Raw genomic sequence first — 12,684 nt, forward strand, 5'->3', positions numbered from 1 at the left:
CCCTCCTTTTAGGTGTCTATTATAATTTCCATCCCCACTCATGTCTCATGGCGTCCATCAACTCAATCACTCGTTGACTGACTTCTCGACAATCAGGAACATGCTCTAAGTCTTTTTCACTAGCCAAATGATTTAACATATCCATCTCATAGGTAAATACATCTTTTCCATCGCCTGCTTCAATGACTTGTGTTGTTCCATCATTATAAAAGATATTGGCTGTTGTCGCTCTTGGAAAATCATTAATCATTAAATAGCCTTCATCACCTGTGACTAAAATTTGTTTTGGTAATCTTCCTCTAAACGATAACATCACACTAGCTAGTTCGTTATTTTTTGTTTTTAATGTAGTCACTGATTTTTCATCAACGCCACTTGGTGCCATGACAACCTCAGAAGAAACTAACTCAATGTCTGTCCCTAATAAATAAACAGCTGCTGATAAGGCATATGGTCCAATATCAAATAATGCCCCACCGCCTTTTTCTAATGAGAAAAATCGATTATTTACATCATATTCTTTACAACTACCAAATGTGATATTCGCCCCACTAATTTTACCTAACACATTTTGTTCTAATAAATGGCTCACTTCATGATACATTGGCATGAAGAATAATGTTACAGCTTCCAGTATAACCACGTGATACTTTTTCGCTAATTCAAATAACTCACGTGCTTGGTCAGCATTTAATACCATCACTTTTTCACATAATACATGTTTACCCTTTTCGATTGCTTTTTTAGCATAGTCATAATGCGTTTGATTTGGTGTTGCAATATAGACACACTCAAGGGTATCATCATTTAAAAACTCATCATAATCTGTGTAGCCATTATGTAATTGATGGGCTTCTTTAAACGTTTCAAGAGATCTTGGGTTACGATTATACACTGAATGGACCGTGTATTTTGACGTATCTACTTGCGTTACAAATTCTGTTGCAATCACACCTGTCCCAACTATTCCGATATTTTTTACCAATCGAATCGCCTCCTAATTAATCTAACCTTAGTGTATCATACTTCATTATTATGCGTTAATCATTCCTATTTTATGAAAAATTAAAAAGACCAGAAGAAATAAATTTTCCTCTAGTCTTTTTTAAATTAATCTTTATGCAATCCTCTTAATAGTTCATCAATATGATTTCCATATTCGACTGACTCATCTCTTGCAAAGGTAATTTCAGGTGTTTTATAGATACTTAATCTATGACCTAATTCACGACGAACTAATCCTGTCGCTTTATCCAATCCTTCTTGCGCTTTTTGCTTATCAGACTCTTTATCACTCAACAAGCTATAAAAAATAGTTGCTTCTTGTAAATCACCAGTTACTTTTACGTCAGTGATACTTACATCTTGTACACGTGGATCACGCACTTTTTTATGTAAAATATCATTCACTTCTTTTAATATTTCTTGAGCGACACGACGATCTCGGTAATTTGCCATATGCTTATCCTCCTCATATAAATGAGCTGAATTATTTTTTCACTTCTTCCATGATGAACCCTTCAATGACATCATCAACTTTTACGTCATTGTAATTTTCAAGAGTGGCACCACATTCAAATCCCATTTTTACCTCTTTTGCATCATCTTTAAATCGTTTCAAACTAGCTAGGTTACCTTCATGGATAACAATACCATCACGAATTAAACGAATACCACAATCACGACGAATGAAGCCTTCTGTTACGTAACATCCTGCAATTGTCCCAACTTTAGACACATTGTAAGTTTCACGAACTTGCATTTGTCCTGTAATTTTTTCAACAAATTCAGGATCAAGCATTCCTTTCATCGCTGTTTCAATTTCTTCGATAACTTTATAGATGATTCTGTGTAAACGAATATCGACTTGTTCTTGTTCTGCTTGTGTACGAGCTTGTGCTGTTGGACGAACATTAAAACCGACGATAATCGCATTACTTGCAGAAGCTAATGTAATATCACTTTCATTAATTGCCCCAACTGCTGAATGGACAATTTTCACACGAACGCCTTCAACATCAATTTTGGTTAAACTAGCAGCTAATGCTTCAGCTGACCCTTGAACGTCCGCTTTGATAATAACGTTAACTTCTTTCATTTCGCCATCTTTCAGACTTTCGAATAAGTTATCTAATGTCACACGTTGACTCACTTGACGTTGTTCTAATAAAGCACGTTTTGCTCTTTCTTCTCCAGCTGCACGAGCTGTTTTTTCGTCTTCGAAGGTTACAAATCTGTCACCAGCTTGTGGTACATCATTTAACCCGGTAATTTCAACTGGTGTTGCTGGTCCAGCTGTTTTATCACGACGACCAATATCGTTTGTCATCACACGCACACGTCCGTGGGTGTTACCAACAACGATTGGGTCTTGAACATGTAGTGTTCCTTGTTGTACTAATAAGGTTACAACAGGTCCTTTACTTTTATCTAAGCGTGCTTCAATAACTGTACCGATTGCACGTTGTGTTGGGTCAGCTTTTAAGTCTTCCACTTCAGAAACAAGTAAAATCATTTCTAATAATTCTTCAATATTATCCCCAAATTTGGCAGAGATTGGAACAAAAATGGTGTCTCCACCCCATGATTCTGGAATCAAGCCATATTCACTTAATTCTTGCATCACGCGATCTGGATTGGCACTTGGTTTATCAATTTTATTGACCGCCACAATAATTGGGACTTCTGCTGCTTTAGCATGGTTAATGGCTTCAACTGTTTGAGGCATGACACCATCATCTGCTGCTACAACCAAAATGGTAATATCTGTGATACTTGCTCCACGAGCACGCATACTAGTAAACGCCGCATGTCCTGGTGTATCTAAGAATGTAATTGGTTTGCCATCAATATCAATTTGGTAGGCACCAATATGTTGTGTAATCCCGCCTGCTTCACCAGATGTTACTTTTGCATTTCTTAATGTATCTAATAAGGTTGTTTTACCATGGTCAACGTGTCCCATAACAGTCACAACAGGAGGACGACTGACTAATTTATCAGGATCAACAACATCTGCTTCAAAGAATTTGTCAATATCAGCCACATCTTCTTGAACTTTTTCTTCCGCTTCAATACCATAATCTGCCGCCAATAATTCAATTGTATCTTTATCTAATGCTTGATTTTGGTTAACCATCACACCTAATAGGAATAATTTTTTAATAATTTCTGCTGGTTCACGGTAAATTTTCTTAGCAATATCTGCTACATTCATGCCTTCAGTGTAAACTAACACTTCTGGTAATTCTTTAAATTTACGTGGTGGTACAGCTGGCTTATTAGATGTTTGCTGTTTGCCTTTTTTATTGTTACGTCGCTTATTATTTTTGTTATAGCGATTGTTTTGGTTTCCTTGATAAGGTCGGTTACCATTGTTATTACGGTTTCCACCTTTATTTTGGTTATTGTTATTACCTGTTGAATTATTGCTTCTATTTGCTTGATTAGATGTATTTCCAGCTGGTTTTTTTGTTCCATTTGCTGAAGATTTTTGGTGATTATTTTGTTTATTCGTTGGTTGTTGTTTGTTTTGATTCTGATTATTCACTCGATTACCCTTACTGTTATCATTATTTTCTAACTTTTTATTAGAATGATTATTTTTTTTAGCTGGTACTTGACCAGTTTTTTTATTATCTTGTCCCTTAGCTTTTGAAGGTGCTAATAGGTGTTTGACTTTGTCAATATCTGAGTCATTTAATGTACTCATATGATTTTTCACATCAACACCTGCGGACTGAGCTTTTTCTACGATATCTTTACTTGGAACATTTAGTTCTTTCGCTAATTCATATACGCGTTTTTTACTCATTCTCTCACCATCCTATTCTGTCATTAGTTCACACATCTTTCGAGAAAATCCGGTGTCACATACCCCGACAATCATACGATTTTTACCAATAGCAGAACTCAGTTCGGCTGAGGTGCATGGCGAAATCAATTTTGTATGATAACTATGACACTTGTCTCTCATTTTTTTTTCGGTATTTTCACTTGCGTCACTTGCTAAAATCACCAAATTTACAGTATTTTTTCTCACTGACTGTAAGGTTGTTTCTTCACCAGTCACAAGTTTACCGGCTTTCATTGCTAAACCTAGGAGATTAAGAAATCGTTGTTTATTTTCCATTTCCGAATAATTCTCTCCTTGCTTTTTGATGTGACACATAGTCTAGCAACTCTTGATAGAAGTCATCTGTTAATGTATCGTTTAATACTCTGTCTAAAATTTTTTGATCCCAACTTTTTTGGACGACATCTGGTTCCATAGATAGATAAGCTCCACGACCTGGCATTTTTCCAGTTGGATCAATCGAAATCTCGCCTTCTTTAGAACGAACAATACGAATCATTTCTTTTTTGGGTTTCATTTCATTTGATACAACACATTTACGCATTGGAATTTTTCTTTGTTTCATCTATTTCGCCTCCCAAAAAGTGGTATTATTCTTCATCTTCTTCAACAGTTACGACAATGTCTTCTGTAGCGTTCTCTGTTGATTCTTCTGATGTAGTTTCTTCTGATATTTCTTCCACAGCTTCATCTAATACATCTTCAACGACTAATTCTTCATTTGCTTCAAGTACTTCTTCAAGTAACTCTTCTTCATTTTCTGCAGCTATTTTTTCCCATTCGGATTCAGGTTTAATATCAATTTTATAGCCAGTTAATTTAGCCGCTAATCTCGCATTTTGTCCACGTTTCCCAATAGCTAATGATAATTGGAAATCTGGCACAACGACTGTACAAGCACGTTGGTTTGGCTCAAAAATAACATCTAATACTTGTGCTGGATTTAGTGCATTTGAGATAAAGACAGCAGGGTCTTCATTCCACTCCACGATATCCATGTTTTCGCCTTTTAATTCATTAACAATGGCTTGAACACGTTGTCCTTTTGGTCCGACACACGTTCCAACTGGATCAATGTCTTTATTAGCAGCTGTCACTGCGACTTTTGCTCTGTCTCCTGCTTCTCTTGCAATACTAATAATCTCTACTTCTCCATCATACACTTCTGGTATCTCTTGTTCAAATAATCGTTTTAATAAATCTGGATGGCTACGACTAACGTAAACTTGTGGACCTTTTGATGTATTTTCTACTTTTGAAATATAAACCTTGATGCGATCGTGTGGTTGATAAACTTCATTTGGGATTTGATCTTGTTTAGATAATACGGCTTCAATTTTACCTAAATTGACATAAATATAGCGATTATCTTGACGTTCCACAATTCCTTGCATAATTTCATTTTCGTAAGCACTAAATTCATTATAAATAATTGAGCGTTCTGCTTCACGTACACGTTGTAAGATAACTTGTTTAGCTGTTTGTGCTGCAATACGGCCAAAGTCTTTTGGGGTTACCTCAAAACGAATCATATCACCAATTTCATAAGCACCATTAATTTTTAACGCTTCTTTCAAGCTAACTTCTAATTGAGAATCCATGACTTCTTCTGTTACTTCTTTAACAGAAAAAATATGCACATCCCCCTTTTTCTCATCAAACTCAACATCTACATTTTGTGCTTGTCCATAGTGACGTTTATACGCTGAAACCATTGCTGCTTCTAGTGCTTCAATGACGATACTTTTTGAAATACCTTTTTCGCGTTCAAGAGCATCTAGTGCTCCTAACATTTCCTTGTTCATGTATTTCCTTAACCTCCATTTTAAAATTGAATAGCCAATCTTGCTTTGGCAATATTTTTTCTATCAAATGTCATTTCTTTTTCTTGCGTTTTAATTTTTACTAATAGGGTGAGCGTCTCTGGGGTTACTTCTTTTAAGAAACCTTGATACTGCTTTTCTCCTTCAACAGCTTGATAAAAAGAGATATTTACATACTCTCCAATAGCATTGACATAATCTTCTTCTTTTTTCAAAGGTCTTTCTGCCCCTGGTGAAGACACCTCTAAGAAATAGGCTTGTGGAATCGGATCTGGATCGATTGTGTCAAGTTTTTCACCTAACGCCTCACTGACTAGTGCACATTCGTTGATATCAATACCGCCATCTTTATCAATAAATACTCTTAGGAACCAATTTTTCCCTTCTTTAACATACTCAATATCTACTAAGTCAAATTGATAGTCTTCCAAGATTGGAGTAACTAAGTCAGTGACTATTTCGACTACATTTGCCAATATTTTCGCCTCCCTATACATTTTCGAGAAATTCATCAAAAAGAGTGAGCGTCAACACGCTCACTCTTTCCACTCATATCACACATTGTTATATTAGCATATTTTTCATAACTATTCAATGTTACTAACTTTTTTTTGAAAATACGGTTAAGATTTTTCTAAGATTTTTATTTTTAATTCTTTATTAAAAAATTTTTGTTAATTTAACTAAAGATATTGATTATTTCAAAGGAGTACTAACATGACTAGAACGAAAAAAATTATTACTGGATTACTAATTGGACTGCCTCTCTTTATCATGGCAGAAGGCATTCGTGAAAACAGACAACTTGATGTTGAATCAATTTTCATCACAAGTAATCGGGTTAATGATAATCCTGTAAAAATTGCGCACTTATCCGACTTACAGTTTCCAAGATTAAGAGTTAGTCAAACACAATTATTAAATGAATTAGAAAAAGAACAACCTGATGTCGTGTTTTTAACTGGTGACACGATTGATCGCACTGAGTCTGTAGAAACAACCGAATTTTTTGATTTTTTAACTACATTAACATCGCGCTACCAAACTTATGTTATCAATGGTAACCACGAAGAAACAAACCCAGATTATGCTTTATGGAGACAAAAAATCAAAGCCAGTGATGCGGTTTATTTAGAAAATGATGTCACTAATTTAGTCATCAACAATAATGCCTTTAACCTTGTTGGATTAAGTAATCGACACACTTCACTTTCAAGTAAAGATATGGCGAAAATGAATACTAATCAGGAGACGTTAGTTTTAGCGCATCATCCTGAACTATTTGATGAATACATTAACTCTTTTAATAGCCCTCTTGCTATTTTTAGCGGTCATGCTCATGGTGGACAATGGCGTTTACCTAAAACAGATGGTCTTTTATCACCTGATCAAGGGGTGTTACCAAAACTAACAAATGGCTTATACATTAAGAATGACTCAAATCTTATTGTCAGTCGTGGCCTAGCTAACAGCAAATTCCCAATTAGACTAAATAACTATCCACACCTCATTTTTACCACTATTAAACAGGCATAGAAAAAAGCCAAGAACGATGACCGTCCTTGGCTTAACATTTACTCGCTATTTTTCGTATCCATGTGGGTGACTTTGATGCCATTGCCACGCACTGGAAATAATCGTTTCCACATCAGTGTATTGAGGATTCCACCCTAAAATAGTTTTCGCTTTTTCATTTGAAGCCACTAACATTGACGGGTCTCCTGCACGTCTTGGTGCAATCTCAGAAGGAATAGCTTTTCCAGTTACTTTGATGGCTTCAGTCAGCAATTCTTTTACTGAAAACCCATTGCTACTACCAAGATTAATAATTTGGCTTTCATCATGTGTGGATAAATAGTTTAAGGCTAATATATGCGCGTCAACTAAATCTACGACATGCACATAATCACGAATGCATGTGCCATCTGGCGTTGGATAATCATCACCAAAAATCATTAACTTTTCACGTTGATTTAGTGCCACTTGTAAAATGATTGGGAGTAAATGGGTTTCAGGTGTGTGATCTTCACCGATTGACGCATCAAGCATCGCACCTGCCACATTGAAATAACGCAATGATACATATTTAATCCCATATGCGTTATCACACCATTTCATCATTTTTTCCATCATGAGTTTACTTTCACCATATGGATTCGTTGGATTCGTTGGTGTGTCTTCCGTAATAGGCGTTACATCAGGTTCGCCATAAGTCGCAGCGGTTGAAGAAAAGACAATTTCTTTTACGCCAAATTCATTCATCACCTCAAGTAAGGTTTGCATGCCGTAAACATTATTATTAAAATATTTTAGTGGGTTTTCAACTGATTCGCCAACAAGTGAACTTGCAGCAAAATGAACGACTTGCGAAATATCTTCTTTCTCAAAAACACCTGTTAAAAAATCTTTATCACGAATATCTCCTTCATAAAACGTGGCACGTTCGTCCACTGCTTCTTTATGTCCAGTCAATAAATTATCCACCACAACCACTTCTTTGCCACTATCCAATAACCGTTTTACTGCATGAGAGCCAATGTAACCTGCTCCACCTAAAACTAACACTTTTGACATTTGTCTTCCTCCTAAATTTTTTCTTATAACATATCAAACAAGGATAATTGATTCTCATCTGGTAAATCTTTCAATACACCATTGTCTGTCATGTATTCGATCAATGTTTTAGATACTTTTCCTCTATTAGATAAATCTTCCTTAGATAAAAAATCTTGTTCTTCACGAGCGGCCACAATTTGTTTTGCCACGTTTAATCCTAAACTTGGAACAGAACGAAATGGCGCAATCAATGTGTCACCATCAATTACAAAGTTTTCTGCATCTGATTTATACAAATCAATCATTTGGAATTTAAAGCCACGCTCTAACATTTCGTTAGCAATCTCCAACACGGTTAATAAGTTTTTCTCTTTAGTTGAGGCATCCATTCCCTTATCAGTGATTTCTTTCATGCGTGCTTTGACCGCGTCTTTTCCTTTTGACATTGCCACAATATCAAAGTCATTAGCACGAACTGAGAAATACGCTGCATAATAAAAAATGGGATGATGCACTTTAAAGTAAGCAACACGTAGCGCCATCAACACATATGCTGCGGCATGAGCTTTAGGGAACATATACTTGATTTTCAAACACGATTCAATGTACCACTCTGGCACATTATTCGCACGCATCTCTGCTTGCCAGTCGTCAGGTATTCCTTTTCCTTTACGGACACTTTCCATTATCTTAAACGCTAAGCCATCTTCTAACCCAGCATGCATTAGATACACCATGATATCATCACGACACCCAATCACATCAGCCAGTGTGGTCGTTCCTTGGCGAATTAATTCTTCCGCATTACCTAACCAAACGTCTGTACCATGTGAGAGGCCAGATATTTGTAGTAACTCGGCAAAAGTAGTTGGTTTTGTTTGTTCTAACATACCACGAACAAATTTTGTCCCAAACTCAGGAATACCAAGTGTACCTGTTTTAGAATAAATTTGATCAGGCTCTACACCTAAAACTTGTGGTCCAGAGAAAATCTTCATGACTTCTGGATCATCAGCTGGGATGGTTTTTGGATCAATCCCTGATAAATCCTGTAACATACGAATGACAGTTGGATCATCGTGTCCCAGTATATCAAGTTTCAACACGTTATCATGGATCGAATGGAAATCAAAGTGAGTCGTACGCCACTCAGAATCTTGGTCATCAGCTGGGTATTGGATTGGGGTAAAGTCATACACATCCATATAATCAGGAATCACAATAATTCCCCCTGGATGCTGTCCAGTGGTTCGTTTCACACCTGTTGATCCTTTTGCTAGACGGTCAATTTCAGCGCCACGAAAACTCAAATCATTGTCTCGTTCGTAGCCTTTTACAAACCCATAAGCCGTTTTATCAGCTACTGTACCGATTGTTCCGGCACGGAAAACATAATCTTCCCCAAACAACACTTTCGTATAATTATGTGCTTCTGGTTGGTATGTCCCTGAGAAGTTCAAATCAATATCGGGTACTTTATCACCGTGGAATCCTAAGAACGTCTCAAATGGAATATCGTGTCCGTCTTTTGACAGTTTAGCCCCACATTTAGGACAGTCTTTTTCTGGTAAGTCAAAGCCTGAACCATAACTACCATCTTCAAAAAACTCTGAATACTGACATTCAGGACACAAATAATGTGGTGGAAGTGGATTTACTTCTGTAATACCTGTCATGGTTGCGACAAAACTTGACCCAACTGATCCACGAGACCCAACTAAGTAACCATCTTCTAAACTCTTATGAACCAGCTTTTGAGAGATTAAATAAATAACGGAGAACCCATTCCCGTTTATACTTTTTAGCTCTTTTTCAATTCGTTTCTCAACGATTTCTGGCAACTCCTCACCGTAAAGTCGATGTGCTTCATCATAACTTAATTTCGTAATCTCATCTTCTGACCCTTCAATTTTTGGGGTATATAACTCTTGTTTGACAGGTACAACGTCTTCACACATATCCATAATTTTTCGTGTGTTGTCTACCACAATTTCTTTGGCTTTTTCTTCACCTAAAAAACTAAACGCATCCAACATTTCATTCGTTGTTAAAAAGTGTACGTCCGGTAATTCATAGCGATTTAGAGGATTCGCTCCTCCCATCGAATTAATTAAAATTTTACGATAAATAGCGTCTTCTTTATTTAAATAGTGAACATTTCCTGTTGCCACCACTATCTTACCTAAATCGTCCCCAATCGACACCAGATTAGTCATGATGTCTTCTAAATCTTCATCATTTTTAACGAGTTCTGCTTCAATCAATGGAGCGTAAACTTGTTTTGGCATGACTTCGATATAGTCATAAAACTTGGCACGCTTTTTGGCTTCTTCGACACCTTTTTGCATCATCGCTTCAAAAATTTCACCATTACTACATGCTGAACCCACTAACAATCCTTCTCGAAACTCAGATAACTTCGAGCGTGGAATACGTGGTACACGGTAAAAATAATTAACATTTGACATCGAGATTAATTTAAATAAATTTTTCAACCCTGCTTGTGTTTGAGCGAGAATCGTCGCATGGAACGGTCGTGCTCGCTTATACGCATCTCCCTCACCAATATGTTGATTAAACTCATCATGGAAATGCACGCCAAATTCTTCTTGTGCTTTTTTGACAAATATCCAACACAAATGACCTGTTGCTTCCGAGTCATAAATCGCACGGTGATGTTGCTCCAAGTTGATGTTATATTTTTTGGTCAAACGGTTTAAACGATGTGACTTTAATTCAGGATGAAGTAGTCGTGATAGTTCCAGGGTATCAATGACTGGATTAGGAGCTTCTGGCATATCGTATTTTTCATAACTAGTATTCAAGAATCCCATATCAAAACTAGCATTGTGGGCAACTAAAATACTATCACGGCAGAACTCTTCAAATAGCGTTAAGACTTCTTTTTCAGATTTTGACCCCTTTACCATATCATCTGTAATTCCCGTCAGATGAATGGTTGTTTGAGATAATGGATGACCTGGATCGATAAATTGTTCAAAGGTATCAATAATGTTTCCCTTATGCATTTTCACAGCAGCTAACTCGATAATCGTGTCATAAACCGCTGATAGTCCCGTTGTTTCCACGTCAAAGACAACATAAGTCGCATCTGTTAAACTAATATGTTTTGGATTATACGCAATCGGGACACCATCATCGACGATGTTTGCTTCCACACCAAACAACACTTTTACACCATGTTTTTTCCCAGCAAAATAAGCATCTGGATACGCTTGTGCGCCACTATGGTCGGTAATCGCAATTCCTGGCATCCCCCATTTTCCAGCTTGAGCCACTAAATCTGTGGCACTATTGGTCGCATCCATGGTACTCATATTTGTATGAAGATGAAGCTCAACACGTTTTTCCTCTTCAGGGGCTGTATCTTTTCTTAATTCTTTTTTTACCTCAACTAAGTCTTGACAATTCATCACTAAATCACGCATAAACGTGTCTTCCTGGATACTACCTCGTGCTCTTAACCAACTTCCGGTTTTAATTGCTTCAAATAAAGCGACGTCTTTTTCATTATTAGAAAATTTCTTCACAGCAAATGACGATGAATAATCTGTGATTTTGACAATTAATAACTTTCTGCCTGAACGTAATTCTCTAATTTCTTTATCAAACACAAACCCTTCGATAGTCACACGACGTTCTTCTTCAATGATGTCTTCCATACGTGTGATCACCTCATCACTTGGAATCGTTCTTCCAAGTTGAATTGGGCCTTCATGTTCAAGCGTTTCTTGTTTTTTCTTTTGTTGTTGATTTTTTTCAATGGCTGCAGCTGTTTGTTTCATTAATTCTTCTGCTTGCTCTTGTTGCCGTTGTTCAAACGCCTTTTGAATATCTGACTCTTTTGTGTCATCAATTCGAACAACAAATTTAAACTCAGGAAATCCGTAGCGTTTATATAGCTCACTAAGGCGTCCTAAATGTTTTTGACTTAAATATTTTTCGACCCCTTCATTTTCAACCAATAAAATAACCTGTTGGTCTTCAACAAATGGTGGTGTTTGCAACAATGAATTTTTCACAACATTTGTCATCTCTTCATTGGCTTTTAATACGTGATACCAATAATCTGCTAATAAATCATCATTTAAGTCTTTATTTTGACTCGATACAACCAATGAAGTACGCGCAATATCATTAAAAGCAGTCTCTAAATGAGTAGATAACAACTGATAATGTGACATTGGTAAAATATGATGAAACCCTAAATTAAACTCCCATAGTCGACTTTTTTTATGTACAGTGACTTTTTTCACTTCACCTGTTTCTAAAAGAGGATAGTTGGATAATTGGTCATCTAAAGCAATTTGTTTTATTAATTGAGCATATAATTCTACTGGTGATAAGCTCATGGTCATCCCTACTTTCCTTTTTACATTATACATGAAAAAGGTTCTTAGTAAATAAGACTAAGAACCTTAAAGGTAT

At 36.4% G+C, this 12,684-nt stretch carries 9 protein-coding genes and 2 pseudogenes; 1 reads left to right on the top strand and 10 read right to left on the bottom strand.

Translation table 11 applies throughout. From position 1 onward, the window contains the following. Positions 1-19: 19 nt before the first annotated feature. From AC37UB_RS03420 to rimP, 8 genes and pseudogenes are all read right to left on the bottom strand, one after another. A complete protein-coding gene (locus AC37UB_RS03420) occupies positions 20-985 on the bottom strand; it encodes a Gfo/Idh/MocA family protein (protein WP_158559438.1) in 966 nt (321 codons plus the stop codon). Positions 986-1,110: 125 nt separating this feature from the next. After that, on the bottom strand, positions 1,111-1,458 hold the full coding sequence (rbfA, locus tag AC37UB_RS03425) for a 30S ribosome-binding factor RbfA (protein ID WP_490685330.1): 348 nt from the start codon (positions 1,456-1,458) through the stop codon (positions 1,111-1,113). 31 nt (positions 1,459-1,489) lie between these two features. Continuing rightward, positions 1,490-3,463, bottom strand: a pseudogene (gene infB, locus AC37UB_RS03430) (translation initiation factor IF-2); the annotation flags it as partial. 242 nt (positions 3,464-3,705) lie between these two features. After that, a pseudogene (locus AC37UB_RS03435) lies at positions 3,706-3,814 on the bottom strand (translation initiation factor IF-2 N-terminal domain-containing protein); the annotation flags it as partial. Positions 3,815-3,826: 12 nt separating this feature from the next. Then, positions 3,827-4,132: a L7Ae/L30e/S12e/Gadd45 family ribosomal protein gene (locus AC37UB_RS03440; protein ID WP_071456580.1), complete on the bottom strand. Its 306-nt coding sequence runs from the start codon at positions 4,130-4,132 to the stop codon at positions 3,827-3,829. Further along, positions 4,122-4,421 carry an RNase P modulator RnpM gene (gene rnpM / locus AC37UB_RS03445; RefSeq protein ID WP_117973025.1) on the bottom strand — a complete coding sequence of 100 codons (300 nt, stop codon included), beginning with the start codon at positions 4,419-4,421 and terminating at the stop codon, positions 4,122-4,124. Before rnpM ends, AC37UB_RS03440 begins: the two co-directional genes overlap by 11 nt. Before the next feature lie 25 nt (positions 4,422-4,446). Then, positions 4,447-5,661: a transcription termination factor NusA gene (gene nusA, locus AC37UB_RS03450; protein WP_117973026.1), complete on the bottom strand. Its 1,215-nt coding sequence runs from the start codon at positions 5,659-5,661 to the stop codon at positions 4,447-4,449. Between the two features lie 20 nt (positions 5,662-5,681). Beyond that, entirely contained in the window at positions 5,682-6,155 is a 474-nt protein-coding gene (gene rimP / locus AC37UB_RS03455) for a ribosome maturation factor RimP (protein ID WP_241699159.1), read from the bottom strand. 241 nt (positions 6,156-6,396) lie between these two features. Between rimP and AC37UB_RS03460 the strand changes: the two genes are divergently transcribed. Continuing rightward, positions 6,397-7,215, top strand: a complete 819-nt coding sequence (locus AC37UB_RS03460) for a metallophosphoesterase (protein WP_242093642.1) — start codon at positions 6,397-6,399, stop codon at positions 7,213-7,215. Positions 7,216-7,260: 45 nt separating this feature from the next. On the opposite strand, the gene galE is transcribed toward AC37UB_RS03460, so the two are convergent. Continuing rightward, the gene (gene galE / locus AC37UB_RS03465) at positions 7,261-8,253 is read right to left on the bottom strand and encodes a UDP-glucose 4-epimerase GalE (protein ID WP_241699161.1); all 993 of its coding nucleotides are present in this window, start codon (positions 8,251-8,253) and stop codon (positions 7,261-7,263) included. A 23-nt stretch (positions 8,254-8,276) separates the two neighbouring features. After that, the gene (locus AC37UB_RS03470) at positions 8,277-12,608 is read right to left on the bottom strand and encodes a PolC-type DNA polymerase III (protein ID WP_490685331.1); all 4,332 of its coding nucleotides are present in this window, start codon (positions 12,606-12,608) and stop codon (positions 8,277-8,279) included. Positions 12,609-12,684: the final 76 nt, after the last annotated feature.

The organism is Vagococcus changpingensis (assembly GCF_058211775.1).

Excerpts from the sequence above, each read along its gene's own strand:
- rbfA (WP_490685330.1), bottom strand. The coding sequence starts at position 1,458 with ATGGCAAATTACCGAGATCGTCGTGTCGCTCAAGAAATATTAAAAGAA.
- AC37UB_RS03440 (WP_071456580.1), bottom strand. The coding sequence starts at position 4,132 with ATGGAAAATAAACAACGATTTCTTAATCTCCTAGGTTTAGCAATGAAA.
- rnpM (WP_117973025.1), bottom strand. The coding sequence starts at position 4,421 with ATGAAACAAAGAAAAATTCCAATGCGTAAATGTGTTGTATCAAATGAA.
- nusA (WP_117973026.1), bottom strand. The coding sequence starts at position 5,661 with ATGAACAAGGAAATGTTAGGAGCACTAGATGCTCTTGAACGCGAAAAA.
- AC37UB_RS03460 (WP_242093642.1), top strand. The coding sequence starts at position 6,397 with ATGACTAGAACGAAAAAAATTATTACTGGATTACTAATTGGACTGCCT.
- galE (WP_241699161.1), bottom strand. The coding sequence starts at position 8,253 with ATGTCAAAAGTGTTAGTTTTAGGTGGAGCAGGTTACATTGGCTCTCAT.
- AC37UB_RS03470 (WP_490685331.1), bottom strand. The coding sequence starts at position 12,608 with ATGAGCTTATCACCAGTAGAATTATATGCTCAATTAATAAAACAAATT.